The 22975-nt window shown below is 71.5% G+C and carries 16 protein-coding genes; 13 read left to right on the top strand and 3 right to left on the bottom strand.

Annotated features, from left to right (window positions below; translation table 11 throughout):
* Positions 1-7 precede the first annotated feature (7 nt).
* From NBZ85_RS00245 to NBZ85_RS00190, 12 genes are all read left to right on the top strand, one after another.
* Positions 8-1426 (top strand): NADH-quinone oxidoreductase subunit D, encoded by a 1419-nt coding sequence (locus NBZ85_RS00245; RefSeq protein WP_261554879.1) that lies wholly within the window; start codon positions 8-10, stop codon positions 1424-1426.
* Complete coding sequence (gene nuoE / locus NBZ85_RS00240) at positions 1426-2259, top strand: NADH-quinone oxidoreductase subunit NuoE (RefSeq protein ID WP_261554890.1); 834 nt, start codon at positions 1426-1428, stop codon at positions 2257-2259. The genes NBZ85_RS00245 and nuoE overlap by 1 nt, the downstream gene beginning before the upstream one ends.
* Before the next feature lie 3 nt (positions 2260-2262).
* The gene (gene nuoF, locus NBZ85_RS00235) at positions 2263-3594 is read left to right on the top strand and encodes an NADH-quinone oxidoreductase subunit NuoF (RefSeq protein ID WP_261554880.1); all 1332 of its coding nucleotides are present in this window, start codon (positions 2263-2265) and stop codon (positions 3592-3594) included.
* A 2-nt stretch (positions 3595-3596) separates the two neighbouring features.
* Complete coding sequence (locus NBZ85_RS00230) at positions 3597-6167, top strand: NADH-quinone oxidoreductase subunit G (protein WP_261561338.1); 2571 nt, start codon at positions 3597-3599, stop codon at positions 6165-6167.
* Positions 6164-7513, top strand: coding sequence for an NADH-quinone oxidoreductase subunit NuoH (nuoH, locus tag NBZ85_RS00225; RefSeq protein ID WP_261561337.1), 1350 nt, complete (start codon positions 6164-6166; stop codon positions 7511-7513). Before NBZ85_RS00230 ends, nuoH begins: the two co-directional genes overlap by 4 nt.
* Positions 7514-7516: 3 nt before the next feature.
* Positions 7517-8203: an NADH-quinone oxidoreductase subunit NuoI gene (gene nuoI / locus NBZ85_RS00220; RefSeq protein ID WP_261554883.1), complete on the top strand. Its 687-nt coding sequence runs from the start codon at positions 7517-7519 to the stop codon at positions 8201-8203.
* Positions 8200-9231 (top strand): NADH-quinone oxidoreductase subunit J, encoded by a 1032-nt coding sequence (locus NBZ85_RS00215; protein ID WP_261554884.1) that lies wholly within the window; start codon positions 8200-8202, stop codon positions 9229-9231. The genes nuoI and NBZ85_RS00215 overlap by 4 nt, the downstream gene beginning before the upstream one ends.
* A complete protein-coding gene (nuoK, locus tag NBZ85_RS00210; RefSeq protein ID WP_044885129.1) occupies positions 9228-9527 on the top strand; it encodes an NADH-quinone oxidoreductase subunit NuoK in 300 nt (99 codons plus the stop codon). The genes NBZ85_RS00215 and nuoK overlap by 4 nt, the downstream gene beginning before the upstream one ends.
* Before the next feature lie 99 nt (positions 9528-9626).
* Positions 9627-11612, top strand: a complete 1986-nt coding sequence (gene nuoL, locus NBZ85_RS00205; RefSeq protein ID WP_261554885.1) for an NADH-quinone oxidoreductase subunit L — start codon at positions 9627-9629, stop codon at positions 11610-11612.
* Position 11613: 1 nt separating this feature from the next.
* On the top strand, positions 11614-13467 hold the full coding sequence (locus NBZ85_RS00200) for an NADH-quinone oxidoreductase subunit M (protein ID WP_261554886.1): 1854 nt from the start codon (positions 11614-11616) through the stop codon (positions 13465-13467).
* Complete coding sequence (gene nuoN / locus NBZ85_RS00195) at positions 13464-15038, top strand: NADH-quinone oxidoreductase subunit NuoN (RefSeq protein WP_261554887.1); 1575 nt, start codon at positions 13464-13466, stop codon at positions 15036-15038. The genes NBZ85_RS00200 and nuoN overlap by 4 nt, the downstream gene beginning before the upstream one ends.
* Positions 15039-15045: 7 nt before the next feature.
* Complete coding sequence (locus NBZ85_RS00190; RefSeq protein ID WP_261554888.1) at positions 15046-16062, top strand: polyprenyl synthetase family protein; 1017 nt, start codon at positions 15046-15048, stop codon at positions 16060-16062.
* A 119-nt stretch (positions 16063-16181) separates the two neighbouring features.
* Here the strand turns inward: NBZ85_RS00190 and NBZ85_RS00185 are convergent, their stop codons facing one another.
* The 3 genes from NBZ85_RS00185 to NBZ85_RS00175 form a co-directional block, all read right to left on the bottom strand.
* On the bottom strand, positions 16182-17789 hold the full coding sequence (locus NBZ85_RS00185) for a hypothetical protein (protein ID WP_261561336.1): 1608 nt from the start codon (positions 17787-17789) through the stop codon (positions 16182-16184).
* 703 nt (positions 17790-18492) lie between these two features.
* On the bottom strand, positions 18493-19554 hold the full coding sequence (locus tag NBZ85_RS00180; RefSeq protein WP_261553522.1) for a 2-oxoacid:ferredoxin oxidoreductase subunit beta: 1062 nt from the start codon (positions 19552-19554) through the stop codon (positions 18493-18495).
* The gene (locus tag NBZ85_RS00175) at positions 19551-21434 is read right to left on the bottom strand and encodes a 2-oxoacid:acceptor oxidoreductase subunit alpha (RefSeq protein WP_261553521.1); all 1884 of its coding nucleotides are present in this window, start codon (positions 21432-21434) and stop codon (positions 19551-19553) included. Before NBZ85_RS00175 ends, NBZ85_RS00180 begins: the two co-directional genes overlap by 4 nt.
* 480 nt (positions 21435-21914) lie before the next feature.
* On the opposite strand from NBZ85_RS00175, the gene NBZ85_RS00170 reads away from it, so the two are divergent.
* On the top strand, positions 21915-22946 hold the full coding sequence (locus tag NBZ85_RS00170; RefSeq protein ID WP_261553520.1) for a Rossmann-like and DUF2520 domain-containing protein: 1032 nt from the start codon (positions 21915-21917) through the stop codon (positions 22944-22946).
* Positions 22947-22975: the final 29 nt, after the last annotated feature.

Below are 22975 nucleotides of genomic sequence, written 5' to 3'. Positions count from 1 at the left end.
GTTCGCTATGACGCCCAGCAGCACGTCGGCCCCGCACACATCGACCGCCCAGCCCACCGACGGCACCGCCCCGCCCACCGACGGCACTGCCCAGCCCACCGACGGATCCTCGGCCTACGAGGCCGGGTTCACCGAGTCCGCCTCCGGGCGGGTCTACACCGTCACCGGCGGCGACTGGGAGGAGATCCTCGGCGCCGGTGAACAGGACGCCGAGCGCATCGTCGTCAACATGGGGCCCCAGCACCCCTCCACGCACGGAGTGCTGCGCATCGTGCTGGAGATCGAGGGCGAGACGGTCACCGAGACCCGGCTCGTCATCGGCTACCTGCACACCGGGATCGAGAAGAGCTGCGAATACCGCACCTGGACGCAGGCGGTCACCTTCCTCACCCGCGCGGACTACCTGTCCCCGCTGTACAACGAGGCGGCCTACTGCCTGTCCGTGGAGAAGCTGCTCGGCATCACCGACGACATCCCCGAGCGGGCCACCGTGATCCGGGTGCTGGTGATGGAGCTGCAGCGCATCGCCTCGCACCTGGTGTGGCTGGCCACCGGCGGCATGGAGCTTGGCGCCACCACCGCGATGATCTTCGGATTCCGGGAGCGGGAGAAGGTCCTCGACCTGCTGGAGCTCATCACCGGGCTGCGGATGAACCACGCCTTCATCCGCCCCGGCGGCCTGGCCCAGGACCTTCCGGACGGCGCGGAGCGGGCCATCCGGGAGTTCCTCGCCGACATGCCGAAGCGGATCCGCGAGTACCACCGGCTGCTGACGGGCCAGCCGATCTGGAAGGCGCGGATGGTCGACGTCAACGTCCTCGACGCCGCCGGCTGCATCGCCCTCGGCGTCACCGGGCCGGTGCTGCGCGCCGCGGGCCTGCCCTGGGACCTGCGCAAGACCATGCCCTACTGCGGCTACGAGACCTACGAGTTCGACGTGCCGACCGCACTGGAGGCGGACTCCTTCGCCCGCTACCTGGTGCGGCTGGAGGAGATGGGCGAGTCCCTGAAGATCGTCGAGCAGTGCCTGGACCGGCTGCGGCCGGGCCCGGTCATGGTCGCTGACAAGAAGATCGCGTGGCCGGCCCAGCTCTCGATCGGCGCCGACGGGATGGGCAACTCGCTGGCGTACATCCGCAGCATCATGGGGACCTCGATGGAGGCCCTCATCCACCACTTCAAGCTGGTCACCGAGGGCTTCCGAGTGCCGCCCGGCCAGGTCTACACGCAGATCGAGTCGCCCCGCGGCGAGCTCGGCTACCACGTGGTCAGCGACGGCGGCACGAGACCGTTCCGTGTCCACGTCCGCGACCCAAGCTTCGTCAACCTGCAGGCCGTCCCGGCACTGACCGAGGGCGGCCAGGTGGCGGACGTGATTGTCGGGGTCGCCTCGGTGGACCCGGTGCTCGGGGGAGTTGACCGGTGATGGCCTTCTCGCCCGAGACCCACGCCGCCGCGGCCGAGATCATCGCGCGGTACCCCGCCGGCCGGTCCCGTTCCGCGCTGCTGCCGCTGCTGCACCTGGTGCAGGCGGAGCAGGGCTGCGTGACGACCGAGGGGGTGTCGTTCTGCGCGGACACGCTCGGCCTCACCCAGGCGGAGGTCGGCGCGGTCGCGACCTTCTACACGATGTACAAGCGGCGGCCCGTCGGCGACTACCTCGTCTCGGTCTGCACGAACCTGTCCTGCGCGCTACTCGGCGGCGACGAGGTCTACGCCCGGGTCGCCGAGCGCCTCGGCATCGGCCACGACGAGACGACCCCGGACGGCTCGATCACCCTCGAACACGCCGAGTGCCTCGCCGCCTGCGACTACGCGCCGGTGATGACGGTGAACTACGAGTTCTACGACCAGGTCGACCCCGACGCGGCGCAGGCGATCGTCGCCGGCCTGCAGGCCGGCGAGCGCCCCGCGCCGACCCGCGGCGGGCCGCTGTGCTCGTTCGCCGAGACGTCCCGCCAGCTCGCCGGGTTCGCCGACCCGCGCCCGGAGGGCGTCGCGGGACCGGGCGTCGGCGAGCCGTCGGTCGCCGGCCTGCTCCTCGCCGAGGCCGCCGGCTGGCGGGCCGACCAGGCCCCCGCGCCGCTGGTAGCCGCCACGGCGCCCACCGCCGGCCAGGGCACCGGCCCCGCCGCCCCGGCCATGGCACCTCCGGCTCCGGTGGCACCTCCGGCTCCGGCCTCGGTTCCGGCTCCGGCGGCACCTCCGGCGGCACCTCCGGCTCCGGCTCCGGCCTCCTCCGAGCGGAAGGGGAACTGATCGATGCCCGTCACCCCGGTCCTCACCCGGCGCTGGAACACCCCGGAGTCGTGGACGATCGACACCTACCACCGGCTCGACGGTTATGTCGCGCTGCGCACCGCCCTCGCCGGCGACCCCGACGACCTGATCAAGCTCATCAAGGACTCGGGGCTGCGCGGGCGCGGCGGCGCCGGCTTCCCCACCGGGATGAAGTGGGGCTTCATCCCGCAGGGCGACGGCCGGCCGCACTACCTCGTCATCAACGCCGACGAGGGCGAGCCCGGCACCTGCAAGGACGCGCCGCTGATGAAGGCCGACCCGCACTCGCTCGTCGAGGGCATCATCATCGCGGCGTACGCGGTGCGGGCCAGCCGGGCGTTCATCTACCTGCGCGGCGAGCTGATCCACGCCGGCCGCCGGCTGCGCGCCGCGGTCGCCGAGGCGTACGCCGCCGGCTACCTCGGCCGCGACATCCTCGGCAGCGGCTTCGACCTCGAGCTCGTCGTGCACTCCGGCGCCGGCGCCTACATCTGCGGCGAGGAGACGGCCCTGCTCGACTCGCTGGAGGGCCGGCGCGGCCAGCCGCGGCTGCGCCCGCCGTTCCCGGCGACGCACGGGCTGTACGCGTCCCCGACGGTCGTGAACAACGTCGAGACGATCGCGACCGTGCCCTACATCGTCAACTACGGCGTCGACTGGTTCCGCACGATGGGCCGGGAACGTGCCCCGGGACCGAAGATCTTCAGCCTGTCCGGCCACGTGACCCGGCCCGGCCAGTACGAGGTCCCGATGGGCACCACCCTGCGCGAGTTGTTGGAGCTGGCCGGCGGGGTGCGCGGCGGGCGCGCGCTCAAGGCATGGACGCCGGGCGGGTCGTCCACCCCGATGCTCACCGCGGAGCACCTCGACGCCCCGCTGGACTTCGAGGGCATGCAGGAGGCCGGGTCGCTGCTCGGCACCGCGGCCCTGATGATCATGGATGACACGACGGACATGCTCCGGGTCGTCCGCCGGCTCACCCAGTTCTACGCCCACGAGTCGTGCGGCAAGTGCACCCCGTGCCGGGAGGGCACGAGCTGGATGGTGAAGATCCTGTCCCGGCTGGAACGGGGCCAGGGCGACGCCTCCGACGTCGACACCCTCGTCGACGCCTGCGACAACATCTTCGGCCGGGCGTTCTGCGCGCTGGCCGACGGGGCCACCTCCCCGATCGTCTCGGGGATCAAGTACTTCCGGGACGAGTTCATCCCGGTGAGCGCGGTGACCACGAAGCCGGATCCCACCCCGGGCGGCGCGGCGGCCGGCGACGGCTCGCCCGCACCCACCCCGGGCGCCTACGCGGGAGCGCACTGACCATGACCGTCGCCCCATCCCAGCCGGCCGCGCCGGCCGCCACGGATCTCGTCCCCCTCACCATCGACGGGCTGCCGGTCAGCGTCCCCAAGGGCACGCTGATCATCCGGGCGGCGGAGCTGCTCGGGATCGAGATCCCCCGGTTCTGCGACCATCCGTTGCTCGACCCGGTCGGCGCCTGCCGGCAGTGCATCGTCGAGGTGGAGGGCCAGCGCAAGCCCGTCGCCGCCTGCACGACGACCGTCGCCGCCGACATGGTCGTCAAGACCCAGCTCACCTCGCCGGTGTCCCGCAAGGCCCAGGCCGGCAACATCGAGTTCCTGCTGCTCAACCACCCGCTGGACTGCCCGATCTGCGACAAGGGCGGCGAGTGCCCGCTGCAGAACCAGTCGATGGCCAACGGCGGCGCCGTCTCCCGGTTCAAGGAGGCCAAGCGGGCCTACCCGAAGCCGCTGGCGATCTCCACCGAGATTCTGCTCGACCGGGAACGCTGCGTGCTGTGCGCCCGCTGCACCCGGTTCTCCGCGCAGATCGCCGGAGACCCGTTCATCGAGCTGTTCGAGCGGGGTGCCGCCGAGCAGGTTGCGGTCAGCGACGGTCAGCCGTTCTCGTCCTACTTCTCCGGCAACACGGTGCAGATCTGCCCGGTCGGCGCGCTCACCAGCGCCGCCTACCGGTTCCGCGCCCGCCCGTTCGACCTGGTCTCGACGCCGACGGCGTGCGAGCACTGCGCCTCGGGATGCAGCCTGCGCACCGACCACCGGCGCGGGAAGGTGATGCGCCGCCTCGCCGGCGACGACCCGGCGGTCAACGAGGAATGGAACTGCGACAAGGGCCGCTTCGCGTTCACCTACGCCCGGGCCGCCGACCGGCTGACCACCCCGCTGATCCGCGACGACGACACCGGGCAGCTCGTCGAGGCGACCTGGTCCGAGGCGCTGGAGTACGCCGCCCGGGGCCTGGCCGAATGCCGCGACCGGCACGGCGTAGGGGTGCTCGCCGGCGGCCGGCTGACCCGTGAGGACGCCTACGCCTACGCCAAGTTCACCCGGGTGGCGCTCGCCTCCAACGACGTGGACTTCCGCGCCCGGCCGCACTCGGCGGAGGAGGAGCAGTTCCTCGGCCACGCGGTCGCCGGCACCGGTATCGGGGTGACCTACGCCGACCTGGAGGCGGCGCCGGCGGTGCTGCTCGTCGCCTTCGAACCGGAGGAGGAGTCGCCGATCATCTTCCTGCGGCTGCGTAAGGCCGCCGACAAGCACGCCACCGCCGTGCACGCGCTCGCCCCGCTGGTCACCCGCGGGCTCGCCAAGCTCGCCGGGACGCTGGTCACCACCGAGCCCGGTGCCGAGCCGGCCGTCCTCGACGCGCTTACCGACGCCGGTCCCGCGGCCGGCGACGCCGATCCGCTCGCCGCCACGGCCCGCGCCGTGCGCGCGCCCGGCGCGGTGATCCTCGTCGGCGAGCGGGCCGGCGAGTTCCCCGGAACGCTGTCCGCCGCCCTACGCCTTGCCAACGCCACCGGCGCCGCGCTCGCCTGGGTGCCCCGCCGCGCCGGGGACCGCGGCGCCGTCTCCGCCGGGCTGCTGCCGTCGCTGCTGCCCGGCGGCCGTCCGGTCGCCGACCCCGCCGCCCGCGCCGAGGTCGAGGCGTTCTGGGGCGGCCGGCTGCTCGGTGCGCCCGGCCGCGACACCGCCGGCATCCTCGCCGCGGCCGCCGCCGGCCGCCTCGACGGGATCCTCGTCGCCGGGGTGGACGCCGAAGACCTGCCCGACCCGGCCGCGGCGCTGGCCGCGCTGGCCCGCGTGCCGTTCTGCGTGTCGGTCGAGGTACGGCGCTCGGCCATCGCCGAAGTCGCCGACGTGGTGCTGCCGGTCGCGCCGGTGGCGGAGAAGGCCGGCTCGTTCGTCGACTGGGAGGGCCGGCTGCGGCCCTTCCAGCGGGCCCTGGACACCCCGGCGCTGCCCGACGTGCGCGTGCTGCACCTGCTCGCCGCCGAGATGGGCGTCGACCTGCGGCTGCCCGACACCGGCGCGGCCGCCCGCGAGCTGCGCAACGTCGGCCGGGCCGGCGCCGGGGTCATCCGGGTACCCGCACCGAGCGATCCCGCCGAACCCGCCAGCGTCCCCGGCCCGGGAGAGGCGGTGCTCGCCACCTGGCATCAGCTCGTCGACGACGGCGCCCTGCTGGTCGACGAGCCCTACCTCGCCGGCACCGCCCGGCCCGCCCGCGCCCGCCTGTCCGCGGCGACCGCCACCGAGATCGGGGCGGCCGCCGGGGACCTGGTGACGGTGCGCAGCGGCCGCGGGTCGGTCACCCTGCCCTGCGAGCTCACCGTCATGCCCGACCGGGTCGTCTGGGTGCCCACCCACTCGCCCGGCTCGCACGTGCGCCGCTCGCTGGCCGCCCGCGCCGGCGTCGTCGTCCGGATCGCGGCCGGCGGAACCGCCCGTCCGACCGCCGCGCGACCTGGGAGAGCCGCGCCGCCGGCGGTCCCGACGGGACTGGGCGCGGGGCCTGCCGGGCCCACGCCGCGCACCGCCAGCGACGAGCCCGCCGGGGGCCGGTCATGAGCCACGCCGCCGCCGCGCTCGTGTACGCCGCCCCGGTCGACCCGGACCTGTCCGGCTTCGGTGACGACCCGTTCTGGCTGATCCTGCTCAAGGGTGTGGCGGTCTTCGCCTTCCTGCTGCTGATGACGCTGTTCTCGATCGTGTTCGAGCGCAAGGTCGTCGCGAAGATGCAGCAGCGGGTCGGGCCGAACCGGCACGGCCCGAAGGGCTGGCTGCAGAGCCTCGCCGACGGCGCCAAGCTGATGCTCAAGGAAGACCTGATCCCGGCCCTCGCCGACAAGCCGATCTTCATCCTGGCGCCGATCCTCTCGGCGATCCCGGCGTTCCTGGCCTTCGCCGTGATCCCGTTCGGCCCGGAAGTGTCGATCTTCGGTGAGCGCACCACGCTCCAGCTCGCGGACCTGCCCGTCAGCGTGCTCTACATGCTCGCCGCCGCCTCGCTCGGGGTCTACGGGCTGATCCTGTCCGGCTGGTCGAGCGGCTCGACCTACCCGCTGCTCGGCTCGCTGCGCTCGGCGGCCCAGATCATCTCCTACGAGGTGGCGATGGGCCTGTCGTTCGTCGCGGTGTTCATGTACGCGGGCACGCTGTCGACGTCCGGGATCGTGGCGAGCCAGTCGGGCCGGTGGTACATCGCGCTGGTGCCGTCGTTCGTCCTCTACTGCATCTCGATGGTCGGTGAGACGAACCGGACACCCTTCGACCTGCCCGAGGCCGAGGGGGAGCTGGTCGGCGGCTTCCACACCGAGTACAGCTCGATCAAGTTCGCGTTCTTCTTCCTCGCCGAGTACATCAACATGGTCACCGTGTCGGCGATCGCGACCACGCTGTTCCTCGGCGGCTGGCAGCCACCGCCGATCCCGGGCCTGTCCGGCCTGGACCACGGCTGGGTGCCGATGATCTGGTTCGTCCTGAAGCTGCTGCTGTTCCTGTTCTTCTTCATCTGGCTGCGCGGGACGCTGCCCCGGCTGCGCTACGACCAGTTCATGGCGTTCGGCTGGAAGGTGCTGATCCCAGTCGGCCTGCTGTGGGTCCTGGTCATCGCCACCTTCCGCGTCTACCAGAATGATGTCGGCGACCGCACGCCGTGGCTGGTCGGCGTCGGGGTGGTCATCGGCGTCATGCTGATCATCGCGCTTATTGATCCCGGTGGCGCGAAGCACCAGCGGGAGCTGGAGGAGGCCGAGCGCAGCAAACTCGCGCAGGCGCCGAGCCTCGAAAGCATCCCGTGGCCGCCCCCGCCACCCGCCGGTGCGCGCAACCGTCCGGCGGTGCCCGCGGGCACCTCGGCCAACGGGTCGTCCACCGTCATCCCCGCGGACCCGCCTGCGCGTCAGGAGAGCTGAGCCATGGGCTTCTTCGACCCCTACAAGGGCTTCGGCGTCACCTTCTCGACGATGTTCAAGAAGCCGACGACGGAGCAGTACCCGGAGCAGAAGAAGGAGACCGCGCCCCGGTTCCATGGCCGCCACCAGCTCAACCGCCACCCGGACGGGCTGGAGAAGTGCGTCGGCTGCGAGCTGTGTGCCTGGGCCTGCCCCGCCGACGCCATCTACGTCGAGGGCGCCGACAACACCGAGACCGAGCGCTACTCGCCGGGGGAGCGGTACGGCAGCGTCTACCAGATCAACTATCTGCGCTGCATTCTGTGCGGGCTGTGCATCGAGGCGTGCCCGACCCGGGCGCTGACGATGTCGAACGACTACGAGCTTGCCGACGACAGCCGTCGCGATCTGATCTTCACCAAGGAACAGCTGCTCGCCCCGCTCGCCGCCGGCATGGAGTTGCCGCCGCACCCGATGCGGCTCGGCTCCAGCGAGACCGACTACTACGTGCGTGACCCCGACGCCCCACTGCCCTGGCAGGTGACCGACGAGCAGCGCGCGGCCGCCGGCAGTTCCGCCGACGACCGCGCCGCCGACGACCGCGCCGCCTCCGAACGCGCCGCCGACGTGATCGACCGGCGTACGGCCGGCGAACACTCCCGGGCCGACGAGGTGCCCGCGCACGGCGCCGGTTCGGAGCGGCCGCGATGACCCACGCGACCCTGCTCGCCGCCGCGGGCGAGATCACCAGCACCTCCACCGGCGAGGCCGCGGTGTTCTGGATCCTGGCGCCGATAGCGGTGCTGGCCGCGGTCGGGATGGTGCTGGTCCGCAGCGCCGTGCACTGCGCGCTGCTGCTGGTGGCGAACCTGTTCTGCGTCGCGGTGTTCTACATGGTCCAGCAGGCGCCGTTCCTCGGCTTCGTGCAGATCATCGTCTACGCGGGCGCGATCATGGTTTTGTTCCTGTTCGTGCTCATGCTCGTCGGCGTCGACTCGTCGGACTCGCTGGTGGAGACCATCCGCGGCCAGCGGCTCGGCGCGGCGATCTTCGGGCTTGGCTTCGCCGGGCTGCTGGTCTTCCCGATCGGCTCGGCCATCGACGGCGGCAGTGCCAAGGGCCTCGACAAGGCCAACGAGGGCGGCAACGTCCAGGCGATCGGTCGGCTGCTGTTCAGCAACTACGTCTTCGTTTTCGAGGCGATCTCCGCGCTGCTCGTCGTCGCCGCGATCGGGACGATGGTGCTCGGCCACCGCGAGCGCGAGGGGGGTCGGGTCGGCCAGCGGGAGTTGATGCGCCGCCGGTTCACCGAACCCGGGCGCCAGGTCACCCCGCTGCCCGGACCCGGCGTCTTCGCCCGGCACGACTCGGCCGACACCCTCGGCCTGCTGCCCGGCGGCGGCCGCGCCTCCGGCATCGGCGGCATCCCCGGCATTCCCGGGACCACCGAGGAGCCGAGTGTCACGGACCTCCCCGGCGGTCGGGCGGCATCGGACACCCCGGGTGCTCCCGGCACCCCCGGGAGGTCGGACGGGGGGCCGGGGTCGGCAGGTCCCGGCGGGCCGCCGGGATCCCGCGGGCCGGACAGACCAGGCGGGCCGGGGGGTAGCACGCCGAGCGCACCGGTACCCCCGGCGCCGACGGACGGCGCCGCGGCGGACAGCGGCGCGGGTGGAGCGGAACCAGTCGATGTGAACGGCTCGGCGCTGGCGGGCGCCGGTAAGGGGGACGAGCGGTGAATCCCGCCAACTACCTGATCCTCTCGGCGCTGCTGTTCACCATCGGCACCGTCGGGGTCCTCGTCCGGCGCAACGCGATCGTCGTGTTCATGTCGATCGAACTCATGCTCAACGCCGTGAACCTGACCCTGGTCACGTTCTCCCGGATCAACGGCACCCTCGACGGCCAGATCATGGCGTTCTTCGTCATGGTCGTCGCCGCCGCCGAGGTCGTCATCGGCCTGGCCATCATCCTCAGCATCTTCCGCACCCGTCGCTCGGCGTCGGTGGACGACGTGAACCTGCTGAAGTACTGACCTGCGACCCAGCGGCCGCGGCGCCTGGAGCGGTCATGGAAGAACGGACGAGACTGCAGTGACGCTTTATCGCCAACGACGCGCCGTCGCGGGGTCGCGATGAGGGTCGACCCGGTTCTGCTCGCCGCGACCGAACCCGGCGGCCAGCCGATCCACTACGCCGCCGCCTCCGGGGTGTTCTCGCTTTCCTGGCTGGTCATCGTGCTGCCGGTGGCCGGCGCTGCGGTGCTGCTGCTCGGGGGGCGGCGCACCGACCGGGTCGGCCACATCATCGGGACACTTGCGGCGGCGGCGAGCTTCGTGCTCGGCCTGGTGCTGTTCGCCACCCTGCTCGGCCGGGACGGCGACGACCGGGCGCTGTCGCAGCACCTGTACTCCTGGATCCCGGTGAACGGCTTCGGAGTGGACGTCGGCCTGCTCGTCGACCAGCTCTCGATCGTGTTCGTGCTGCTCATCACCGGTGTCGGCACGCTGATCCACATCTACTCGATCGGCTACATGGCGCACGACCCGAACAGGCGCAAGTTCTTCGCCTACATGAACCTGTTCCTGGCGTCGATGCTGCTGCTCGTCCTGGGCAACAACTTCCTGTCGCTCTACGCCGGCTGGGAGCTGGTCGGCCTGTCGTCGTTCCTGCTCATCAAGTTCTGGGAGGACCGGCCGGCCGCGGCCACCGCGGCGAACAAGGCCTTCTACATGAACCGGGTCGGTGACGTCGGCCTCGCCCTGGCGATCATGTTCATGTTCGCCACCGTCGGCTCGACCAGCTACGCGGACGTGTTCGGCGCCGCCGCCGCGGGCGTCATCGGCTACGGCACCCTGACCGCGATCGCGCTGCTGCTCCTGCTCGGCGCGTGCGGCAAGTCCGGCCAGTTCCCGCTGCAGGCGTGGCTGCCGGACGCCATGGAGGGCCCCACCCCGATCTCCGCGCTCATCCATGCGGCGACCATGGTCACCGCCGGGGTGTACCTGATCGTCCGGGCCGGCCCGATCTTCGACGGGACGCAGGCAGCGCGCACGGTCGTCGTCATCATCGGCGCCGCGACGATCCTCATCGGCTGCGTCATCGGCTGCGCCTACGACGACATCAAGAAGGTGCTGGCCTACTCGACCGTCAGCCAGATCGGCTACATGTTCCTCGCGGTGGGCCTGGGGCCCGCGGGCTATGCGCTGGGCATCATGCACCTGGTCGCCCACGGCTTCTTCAAGGCCGGCCTGTTCCTCGGCGCCGGGTCGGTGATCCACGGGATGGACGACGACCAGGACCTGCGCCACTACGGCGGGCTGTGGCGGTACATGCCGATCACCTGGGTGACCTTCGGCCTCGGCTACCTGGCCATCATCGGCTTCCCGGGACTGTCCGGGTTCTTCACCAAGGACCGCATCATCGAGACCGCCTTCGACAAGGGCGGGACGTCCGGTTACCTGCTCGGCTCGATCGCGCTGCTCGGCGCGGGCATCACCGCGTTCTACATGACCCGGCTGTTCCTGATGACCTTCCACGGCAAGCCGCGGTGGTCGTCCGAGGGACCGGCGGCGAAGCACCCGCACGAGTCGCCGGTGTCGATGACCGGGCCGATGGTCGTGCTGGCCGTCGGCTCGGTGTTCGCCGGCGGCCTGTTCGTCCTCGGCCACTCGTTGCAGGACTGGCTCGAACCGGTCGCCGGGACGGGCGTCGAGGGCGTGCACACGTTCTCCCCGGTCGTGCTCACCCTGCTCACCCTGGTGGTGACCGCGGGCGGTTTCGCCGGCGCCTACCTGCGCTACCAGATGCGGCCGGTCGAGTCCGTGGCCCGGCCGGACACCGAGGTCAGCCTGGTCACCTTCGCCGCCCGGCACGACCTGTTCGCGAACACGTTCAACGAGACCGTCGCCATGCGTCCCGGCCAGTACCTGACCCGCTTCCTGGTCTGGCTGGACCTCGTCGGCATCGACGGGCTCGTGCGGGGCAGCGCCGCCGCCATCGGCGGGTTGTCCGGGCGGATGCGCCGCCTGCAGACCGGCTTCGTCCGGTCCTACGCTCTGTCGATGTTGGGAGGTGCCGTCCTCGTGGTCGGCGCACTGCTGCTGGTGAGGGCGGGCTGACGTGAACACGGTCCCCTGGTTGACGATCCTGCTCATCGTCCCGGCCGCGGCCGCGGTGGTCGTCGCCGCCCTGCCGCGGCGCCACGCGACACTCGCCAAGCAGCTCACCCTCGCCGTCACCCTCGCGGTCCTGGTGCTCGCCGTGATCGCGACCTTCGCCTACGACCCGGACAAGGCGGGCTTCCAGTTCAGCCAGTCCTACGACTGGATCTCCACGTTCGGCATCTCCTACTCGGTCGGGGCCGACGGCATCTCGCTGGTGCTGATGCTGCTGGCCGCGCTGCTGGTGCCGGTCGTGGTGCTGTCGTCGTGGGACGAGGTCGACGGCGATGCCGCCGGCGGTGGCCGTGTCCCCGCTCCCACGGCCGCCCCCGACCTGGGCACGCCCGGCGGGTCCGCCGGAGGCACCGGTCCCGCCGGCGACGTCGAGGGGATCGGCCCAGTCGGTGGTGTCGGTGGTGTCGGTGGTGGGGCGGGCGGAACCACGGCCGTGCTGGCTGCCCCGGCCCCGGCGCGGCCCGTGACGTTCCCGCCGGTCGAGACGCGGGGGGAGGCCGAGACGCCCGGGCGCCGTTCGGTACCGGCGTTCTTCGCACTGCTGCTCGCCCTGGAAGCCGGGATGATCGGCGTGTTCGCCGCGACCGACGTCTTCCTGTTCTACGTGTTCTTCGAAGCGATGCTGATCCCGATGTACTTCCTCATCGGCAGCTACGGCCCGGTGAAGGAGCAGGCGCAGCGCTCCTACGCGGCGGTGAAGTTCCTGGTCTACAGCCTGTTCGGCGGCCTGCTCATGCTCGCCGCGGTGATCGGCCTGTACGTCGTGTCCGCCGACAACCTCGGGCACGGCACGTTCGACTTCGCCACCCTGCGGCAGATGGAGATCACCCCGGGGGTGCAGAAGCTGCTGTTCCTCGGGTTCTTCGTCGCGTTCGCGATCAAGGCCCCGCTGTTCCCGTTCCACACCTGGCTGCCCGACGCGGGCGCCCAGTCGCCCACCGGTGGCGCGGTGCTGCTCGTCGGCGTGCTGGACAAGGTGGGGACCTTCGGGCTGATCCGCTACTGCATCCCGCTGTTCCCGGACGCCGCGGACTACTTCGCTCCGATGGTGCTGGGCCTTGCGGTCGTCGGCATCTTCTACGGGGCCCTGCTGGCCATCGGGCAACGAGATATGAAGCGCCTGGTCGCCTACACGTCGCTCGCCCACTTCGGCTTCATCGCGCTGGGTGTGTTCGCCTTCACCAGCCAGGCCGGCACCGGCGCGGTGCTCTACATGGTCAACCATGGTCTGTCGACGGGGCTGCTGTTCCTGGTCGTCGGCTTCCTGGTGTCCCGCCGTGGCACCCGCGACGTCGGCGCCTACGGCGGCCTGGCGAAGGTGACGCCGGTGCTCGCCGGGGTCTTCCTCCTCGCCGGGCTGTCGTCGCTGGCGCTGCCCGGGACGAACAGCTTCGTCAGCGAGTTCCTCGTCCTGGTCGGCACGTTCACGGCGAACAAGCCGCTGGCGATCGTGGCGACCTGCGGCATCGTGCTCGCGGCGATCTACGTCCTGTACCTGTACCAGCGGACGATGACCGGCCCGATCGTCCACCCGGAGAACAAGATCCTGCACGATCTCAGCCTGCGCGAGAAGTTCGTCGTGGCCCCGATCGTCGCGCTCATCGTCGCCCTCGGGGTGTACCCGAAGCCTCTGCTTGACATCATTACGCCGACGGTCACAGCGACCTACGCCGACATCGGCAAGTCCGACCCGGCACCACCCCATCCAGTGGCCGCCTACCCCGGGCACACCCATCCCGTCGGCACCCATCCCGTCGGCACCCGTTCCGTCGCCACGCAGCCCGGAGGCCATTCGTGAGCGCCGATCAGACCCTCCTGCTGGCGCAGACACAGAAGATCACGCCGCCGTCGATCGAGTACTCCTCGCTGAGCCCACTGCTCATCGTCTTCGCGGTGGCGCTGGTCGGGGTGCTCGTCGACGCCTTCGCCACTCGCGGGGCGCGCCGGGTCATCCAGCCAGTCCTGGCCGGCGGTGGCTTCATCGCCGCGCTGGTCGCGGTCGCGGTGCTGCACGGCCGGCACGCGGTGCTCGCCTCGGGCGCGGTGGCGATCGACGCGCCGACGCTGTTCATGCAGGGCACGATCCTGGTCTTCGCGCTGCTGTCGGTGCTGCTCGTGGCCGAGCGCCAGCTCGACTCCTCCGGCGGCGCGATCGTCGCCTCGGCGGCGATCACGCCCGGCTCGAAGGGCTCGACCGCGCAGCAGACCTCCGCGCACATGCAGACCGAGGCGTACCCGCTGATGGTCTTCTCGGTCACCGGCATGATGCTTTTCGTTGCGTCGAACAACCTGCTGGTGATGTTCGTGGCGCTGGAGATCCTGTCGCTGCCGCTGTACCTGCTGGCCGGGCTCGCCCGCCGTCGGCGCCTGCTCTCGCAGGAGGCGGCGATGAAGTATTTCCTGCTCGGAGCATTCTCCTCGGCATTTTTTCTCTACGGGGTCGCGTTCGCCTACGGGTTTGCCGGCAGCGTGGAGCTCGGCAAGGTCGCCGACGCGGTCGGCGCGGTGGGGAAGAACGACACCTACCTCTACCTCTCGCTCGGCCTGCTCGCCGTCGGCCTGTTCTTCAAGATCGGCGCAGCGCCGTTCCACTCGTGGACGCCCGACGTCTACCAGGGTGCCCCGACCCCGGTGACCGCGTTCATGGCCGCCGGGACCAAGGTCGCCGCCTTCGGCGCCCTGCTGCGCGTCTTCTACGTCGCCTTCGGCGGCCTGCGCTGGGACTGGCGGCCGGTGCTGTGGACCGTGGCGATCCTGACGATGGTCGTCGGCGCGGTGCTGGCGCTGACCCAGCGCGACATCAAGCGGATGCTGGCCTACTCGGCGGTCGCCCACGCCGGCTTCCTGCTCGTCGGGCTCGCCGGCACCAACACCGACGGCCTGCGCGGCTCGATGTTCTACCTGGTCACCTACGGCTTCACCACGATCGCCGCGTTCGCCGCGGTCTCGCTGGTGCGCACCGGCGACGGCGAGGCCAGCGACCTGTCCCAGTGGCGGGGGCTCGGCCGCACCTCGCCGCTGCTGGCCGGCACGTTCTCCTTCCTCCTGCTGGCGCTCGCCGGCATCCCGCTGACCAGCGGATTCACCGGGAAGTTCGCCGTTTTCCAGGCGGCGATCGAGGGCGACGCGACCCCGCTCGTGATCGTGGCCCTGGTGTGCAGCGCGATCGCGGCCTTCTTCTACGTGCGCGTGATCGTGCTGATGTTCTTCTCGGAGCCGCTCGCCGAGGGGCCCGTCGTGGTCACCCGACCGACCCTGACCTTCGGCACGGTCGGCATCGGCACCGTCGCGACCCTTGTCCTGGGAGTAGCGCCACAGCCCCTTCTGGACCTCGCCAATACCGCGGCGACGTCTGGCTTCGTACGCTGACGGTGGTATGAGCGCTATCGGGCTGGACGTCGTGGGGATCAGGACCGATCCTGATCTGGAAAAAGCCGTGCGAGATGGGCTTGGTCAGGTGGAGGAGCTGCTACGCACATCTGTGCGCAGCGAGTTCTCCTTCGTGACCGAGACCTCGCGGCATCTCGTCGACGCGGGGGGTAAACGCTTCCGCCCGATCGTCGTGCTGCTGGCCGCGCACTTCGCCGATCCGCACGCCCCCGGGGTGGTGCCAGCGGCTGTCGCGATCGAACTCACCCATCTGTCGACGCTGTACCACGACGACGTGATGGACGAGGCCCCCCGGCGGCGGGGGGCGGCGTCCGCCAACGCCCGGTGGACGAACACGGTCGCGATCCTCACCGGTGACTACCTGTTCGCCCGCGCCTCCGACATCACCGCGGACCTGGGCCCCGCGGCGACCCGGATCCTGGCCCGGACGATCGCGACCCTGTGTGAAGGCCAGATTCGCGAGACCATCGGCCCCGCGCCCGACCAGGACCCGGTCGAGCACTACCTACGGGTGGTCACGGAGAAGACCGCCTCGCTGATCGCCACCTCCGGCCGCCTCGGCGCCATGCTCGCCGGCGCGGACCCGGTCACCGTCGACACCCTGGCAACCTTCGGCGAGCTGTTCGGGGTGGCCTTCCAACTCTCCGACGACATCATCGACGTCGCCTCCGACCCCGCCGACTCCGGGAAGACTCCCGGCACCGACCTGCGGGAGGGCATCCCCACCCTGCCGGTTCTCTACGCGCTGCAGGCCGAGGACCGGGCCGCCGGGCGGCTGCGGGAGCTCATCAACTCGGACTTCGCCGCCGGGGGCGGGAACCCGGATGAGGGCGTCGCCGAGGCGATCGAGCTGCTGCGTGCGCACGAGGGGATGGCCCGGGCCCGCCGGGAGCTCGTGGCCTGGTCGACCCGCGCCCGGGAATGCCTGGCCCCGCTGCCGGAGAACGCGGCGAAGACGGCCCTGGAATCCCTCGCCGACTTCGTCATCGACCGCACCGGCTGAGGCGCTCCCCGGCCACGCCGGCACCTGGTCCCCGGGAGCGGGCGCCGTGTCCCGGGACAGTAGCGGGGCGGCGCACCGGGAGGGACGGCGCGGGGCCGCCCCGGGGGACGCCGGGTGGGTCAGTGGTGAGCGGCCTGCGACGCGCTCGGGGTGCCGCTCGACCGCTGCGACGGAACCGTGGACGTCGTGGACGTGCCGTGGGTCGTGGCGGCGCCACTCGCCCCGTTGAACCAGGAACCGAGCAGCGGTTCCACGTCGATCGGGGCCGGGTGGAACGGCAGCGAGCCCGTGCCCGGGGACCCGGTGGCGGTCGGCGCAGTCGCCGGGCTGGCGGCAGGGCTGATGGCCTCGCTGCCGGCGGATTCCGACGGAGTCGCGGTGGTCGTCGGGGCCGAGGTGGCGGTGGTGCCCGCCGTGGTCGCGGCGCCGGTGCTCGGCGAGATGGAGCGCAGGTCGGTCGGCCCGGTGGCGGGCTGGTCCCGCGGGAGCAGCGAGATGATCGGGATCGGCGCGGTGGTGGGGCTCAGCGCGACGGTGCTGAGACCTGCCGACCCGCCGCCACTCGACGAACCTGAGCCGCTGGAACCGGTACCCGCCTGATCGGCGCTCGGCGCGAGCTCGGCCCGCGGCGGCGAGCTCAGGGCGCGGTCCCGCGACGCCTGGGGCTGCGCCGCGCCGTACGCGAACGCCTCCGTGCCGCCGGTGTACTGGATCCGCGGTGCCTCACCGGCGTTCGGGACCGCCGTGCCGCCAGCCCCCCCATCACCCCCGAAGGCCACTCCGGCGACGAGGGCTGACAGCCCCGCCAGCGAGACGGTGCCGGCAGCGGCCAGCCGCACCCGCCCGTTGCCGCGCCGCAGCGGCGCCCGGTGGGCGCCCGGGACACGCTCGACCGGCGCGTGGTCCCGCGCAGCCGCCGGGGCCGGTCGGCCGCGCCGGGGGCCGACGGGCATCCGGCCAGTGGTGGGCATCCTGCTGGCGGCGAAGGATGCCCCGGAGGAGGGGCTCACCACCCGAGCTGTGCCGGCGAAGCGGGAACCCCGCTCCCAGGACACGGCGCCGTGGGCGGGGGAGTCCGACCATCGCTCGTCACCGTACTGGTCATCGCTGTACTGGTCATCGCTGTACTGGTCATCGCCGCCGAACCGGTCGTTCGGGGCAAAGTCGTGCGAGTCGTACCGTCCGTTCGCTTCATACCTGTTATCCGTGTCGTACTGATCGTTCGTTTCATAACGATTGTCCGTGTCGTACCGGTCCTCGCCGAGCCGGTCGTCATCGAGCCGGTCGTCCGCGTAGAACAGGTCGTCGGTGTTTCCGCCGTCGGTGGCCAACCGGTCGTGTCGTGGCCAGCCCCGCCCGACGGGCGCGCGGTGCATCGGATCGGTCGGGTCCTCGCCGCGGTCGCGCTGCTGCCGGCCGGCGGCGTGGCCGTCCCAGCCCGGCGCGGACTGCCGGGCCTGACGGGCGGTGGTGCTGACCGACAGCGGGCCGGTGAGGGTGTCTAGCTCGCCGGGCGGGGCGAACGGGGGGCGCGGCGGGATCCGCCCGGGGATCTGTGCGGCTGCCCGGTTGCGCCCGCCAGAGCGGTCCGAGCCGCCCCAGGCGGCGATGGTCCCGGTGGGGGGCGTCTGGACGTAGGCGTGGTCGTCGGCGCCGACTGGGAGTGGGCCGGTCGGGCGGCGCGGGGCGGCGCCGCGGGAGTGCCGACCGGCGGAGTGGCTACCCACGGCTGCCTCCGGCGGGCAGCGGTGCTTCGGACCCGGCCAGCCGGGCACGGCTCACCCGGGAGCAGGGCAGTTGCCAACAGGCCGCCTCGGCGGCATGGACGGTGCCCACCGACGAACGCGGACTGGCCGCGGACCGCGGGCTGAGGGTTTGATGACCCCGCACTACGCCTCCGGCTGCATTGGTGTTGTGAGCCCCCCCGGGCCACACGGCACCCCCACGCGCAACATCACCTTACCCGACCTGCGCGGAGCAGCAAATACCGGACTTATCCGAAGTAACTAGTTAATTGTCGGTGCGAGGGAGATGTTCCGTGGCCGGAACGGCGCCGCCAGGCGGTCCGCGCCGTATTCTCACGGCTGAGCCGCGCCCCATCATGGCCGTGCTCGGGCCGGACTCACCGGGCCTGCAGCCGGCCTGGATGCCTCATGCCGGCCGCACCCGGCCGGGTCAGCGTGCCGTGGCTCGCCGGGCTGGCGGGACAGGCGGGTCGGCGGAGTGGGCGGAGTGCGGGTGGCGCTTTCGGGGGTCCCCCGGCAGCTTCCCGGGCGAGAATTCGGGTGCCCCCGGGGTCCCCTGGAACGCCGAAAGGCCGGGGCGGCGGCGATGCGCGCGCCCCGGCCTTCATGCCGGTCGCCTGTCAGACCGGACCGGACCGCTCCGCTGGCGGGGTGGCCCGGTCCGGCCGGCGAGGACCGGACCGGGTCAGTCGATGGTCCAGGTCTCCCCGCCGGAGATCAGCGACATCAGGTCGCCGGCGCCCTGCTTTTCCCGGGCGTCGCTGATCTGGGTGTTGAGTGCCTCGTCGTACGTGGGTGCGTCGACGCTGCGGAAGATTCCGATGGGCGTGACCCCGTGCGTGTCGCCGGTGAGCCGGGACAGCGCGAAGGCCTGGCTCGGGTCCGTCGCGGTGGCATCGTGCACGAGGACCCCGGGGCTGCCGGCGGGCACGACCTCCAGGCTGCCGTCATCCGCACGGCGGATCGCCTTGTCGCCCTCGGCGCCGAAGACGAGCGGCTCGCCGTGCGCCAGCTTCAGCGTCACGTCGTCGCGGCTCGATCGGTCCTTGAGCGCGTCGAAGGCGCCGTCGTTGAAGATGTTGCAGTTCTGGAAGATCTCGACGAACGCGGTCCCCGGGTGCTCCGCTGCGGCACGCAGCACCGAGGTCAGATGTGCCCGGTCCGAGTCGATCGACCGCCCGACGAAGGTGGCCTCCGCACCGAGCGCCAGCGACACCGGGTTGTACGGCCGGTCCAGCGAGCCGAACGGCGTCGACTTGGTGATCTTGCCGACCTCGGAGGTGGGCGAGTACTGGCCCTTGGTCAGACCGTAGATCCGGTTGTTGAACATGAGGATCTTGAGGTTGACGTTGCGGCGCAGCGCGTGCAGCAGGTGGTTGCCGCCGATGGACAATGCGTCGCCGTCGCCGGTGACGACCCAGACCGACAGGTCCGGCCGCGAGGTGGCGAGGCCGGTGGCGATCGCCGGCGCGCGGCCGTGGATGGAGTGCATCCCGTAGGTCTGCAGGTAGTACGGGAACCGCGAGGAGCAGCCGATCCCGGAGATGAAGGCGATGTTCTCGCGGGCGATCCCGAGCTCGGGCAGGAAACCCTGGACGGTGGCGAGGATGGCGTAGTCACCGCAGCCCGGGCACCAGCGCACCTCCTGGTCGGAGGTGAAGTCCTTGCGGCTCTGCTGGGCCGGGGCGGCCGGCACCAGATCGAGTAGACGGTTGCTGATTCCGGTGTGATTCGTCGTGACGGTCACTGGTTGATCACGTCCTCCAAGACGCCGGCCAGCTCCGCCGCCTTGAACGGCAGCCCGCGGACCTGGTTGTAACCGATCGCATCGACAAGGAACTCGGCCCGGATCAGCGTCCGAAGCTGGCCGAGGTTCATCTCGGGGATCAGCACCTTGTCGTACGACCGCAGGATTTCCCCGGTGTTGGCCGGGAAGGGGTTGAGATGGCGCAGGTGCGCCTGAGCGACGTGCAGGCCCTTGGCGCGGACCCGCCGGCAGCCGGCTGCGATCGGGCCGTAGGTGGAGCCCCAGCCGAGCACGAGCACGCGTGCCTGCTCGGAGGGATCCTCCACCTCCAGCGGGGGGATGTCGTTCGCGATGCCGGCGACCTTGGCCGCGCGCAGGCGGACCATCCGGTCGTGGTTGGCCGGGTCGTAGGAGATGTTTCCCTGCCCGTCGGACTTCTCGATGCCGCCGATGCGGTGCTCGAGGCCCGGCGTCCCGGGGACCGCCCACGGTCGGGCGAGGGTTTCCGGGTCGCGCAGGTAGGGCCAGAACTCCGGCCCCTTCGGCCCGGTGTGGTTGGGCTCGGTGGTGAAGGTGACCTTCAGGTCCGGCAGCGTCTCGCGGATCGGCAGCAGCCACGGCTCGGAGCCGTTGGCGAGGTAGCCGTCGGAGAGCAGGAACACCGGCGTGCGGTACTTCGTCGCGAGTCGCGCGGCTTCGATCGCGGCGTCGAAGCAGTCCCCGGGCGAGCGGGGCGCCACGATTGGCACCGGCGCCTCACCGTTGCGGCCGAACATCGCCTGCAGCAGGTCGGACTGCTCGGTCTTGGTCGGCAGCCCGGTGGACGGCCCGCCACGCTGAATGTCGACGATGACCAGCGGCAACTCCAGGCTCACCGCCAGACCGATCGTCTCGCTCTTGAGCGCGACCCCTGGACCTGAGGTGGTCGTGATGCCGAGCGAGCCGCCGAAGGAGGCGCCCAGCGCGGCGCCGATCCCCGCGATCTCGTCCTCCGCCTGGAACGTCCGCACGCCGAACCGCTTGTGCTTGCTCAGTTCGTGCAGGATGTCGGAGGCGGGGGTGATCGGATAGGACCCGAGGAACAGCGGCAACCCGGTCAACTCGCCGGCCGCGACCAGCCCGTAGGACAGGGCCAGGTTGCCGGTGATACGCCGGTAGGTGCCGGACCTCATCCGGGCCGGGGCCACCTCGTAGGTGACGGTGAAGGACTCCGTCGTCTCACCGTAGTTGAAACCGGCGCGGAACGCGGCGATGTTCGCGGCGGCGATTTCCGGGCGCTTCGCGAACTTCTTCTCCAGGAAACCGACGGTGCCTTCCGTCGGCCGGTGGTACAGCCAACTCATGAGACCGAGGGCGAACATGTTCTTCGCTCGCTCGGCCTCCTTCTTGTTGACCGAGCCGGTTCCCTCCGCAGCGTGCACCGCGTTGATGGTCATCGAGGTCAGGGGGACCCGGTGCACCATGTAGGGGTCGAGCGTGCCGTCGGTCAGCGGGTCCGTCGCATAACCCGCCTTCTTGAGGTTTCCGCCCGTGAACGCGTCCGTGTTAACGATGAGACTGGCACCGGGAGGCAGATCCTTGAGATTCGCCTTCAACGCGGCGGGATTCATCGCAACCAGGACGTCCGGTGCGTCACCCGGAGTGAGGATGTCGTGGTCGGAATAATGTAGTTGGAATCCGGATACTCCGGCCGGGGTGCCGGCTGGGGCGCGGATTTCGGCGGGAAAGTCCGGGAGCGTCGACAGATCGTTGCCGAACGTGGCCGTCTCGCTGGTGAACTGCTCTCCGGTGAGCTGCATACCGTCGCCGGAGTCGCCCGCAAAGCGCACGACCACCCGGTCGAGCCGGCGGGTCTCCCTCTCCCTGACCTGCTCAGACACCTTCAGTAACCTCCTCGGGTACCACACCAGCCTACCGGCTGTAGCAATGGGACGCGTGCGGCGTGCCGGGCCGACCGATCGCACGCGGTGGCCCGACGATCAGACCCGAATCTGTTGATCTCGGGGTGCTCTGGCGTAGAGTGATAGCCTGTCAACTCTGTGTACGTATGCCCCCGTCCTGGCGGTCGGCTGATGCCATCCGTGTCCGGGCGGTTCGGGATGCGTCGCCTGCCGATGGGTGTGGGCGGTGCGTATTCAATGCGCTTCCGAGCGGCTTTCCGGGCAGCTCTGGCCGAGCGGCCTGCCGGCGAATAGATACATTCGCAACGTGTTTCGATTACTCCATGTGCGCGACTCGCTATCTTCCGTTGCCACCGCGGTGGGGGCCGCACCACGCAGCGTATCGGGCGCGGGGCGCTGGCCGGATGGTGCCGAGGTGCCATCGCGACCGGCGGGGGGCGGGGGAGCAGCATCGCAGCCATGGCCTCTCACCCCCGCCCGGTGCCGGATCGGTCGGAGCGAGACCCCGGCGGCGGCGAACGCCGGGAGACGATCGGGCTCGTCGGAGCAGGCCGGGCCGGCAGCGCCGTCGCGCTCGCCCTGGCCGCCGCGGGACACCCGGTGGTGGCGGTGACCAGCAGGTCAGCCGCCGGCCGCGAACGCGCGGCGGGCCAGTTCCCGGGCGCGCGGATCGGCACGGTGCCGCAGGTGGTGACGCGGCTGCGGGCGGCCGAGGTGGTGTTCATCGCCGTCCCGGACGATGCGATCGCGCCGGTGACGGCCGAGCTCGTGGCCGCGGGCGCCGTGCGGGCGGGGCAGACCCTCGCGCACCTCAGCGGCCGGCATGGACTGGGGGCGCTCGCCGCCGGCTCGGCTGTGGGCGCGGCTCGGATGGCGCTACACCCGATCATGACGTTGCCCGGAACGACGGGGGACCCGGATGTGTTCGCCGGGGTGCCGTTCGGCATCACCGCGGACTCCGTCGCTGAGGCCCGGGCCCGGGGGCTTGTCGTCGACATCGGCGGCATCCCGCTGGCGATCGAAGACAGTAGGCGTGATCTCTATCACGCCGCGCTGGTCCTCGGCGGCAATTTTCTGACCAGCCTGACCGTGGCCGCCCGGGAAACGCTCGCGGCGGCGGGTGTGGCCGATCCGGGCTCCGCCCTCGCCCCTCTGCTGCGGGCCTCCCTGGACAACGCCCTCACCGGGGGCTGGCCGGCGGCCACGGGACCGGTCCGCCGCGGCGATCTCGGCACCGTCCAGGCCCATCTACGGGCGCTGGACGCCGTGGATCCCGCCGTCGCGGCCGTCTACCGGGCACTGGTGGCCTACACCGCCGGTGGGCTCGAGCGGGCCGGCCTGCTCGAGGAGCCCCTGGCCGACCGGCTGCGGGCGGGCGCTGCCGCGGATCCGCCGCGGGCGGGCGGCCCGGACGATGCCGGTGGTGCGGACGATGCCGGTGGTGCGGACGACACGGTGGCCGGGAACGTTGGCCCGGAGCCCCCGCGTTGAACAGCCGTACCGGCTCGACAGGACGGACA

Origin of the sequence: Frankia tisae, assembly GCF_025403405.1 — a bacterium.
Lineage (GTDB): Bacteria > Actinomycetota > Actinomycetes > Frankiales > Frankiaceae > Frankia > Frankia tisai.
Note: the sequence above shows the minus strand (reverse complement) of the source record. Positions and strands in the feature narration are given on the sequence as shown.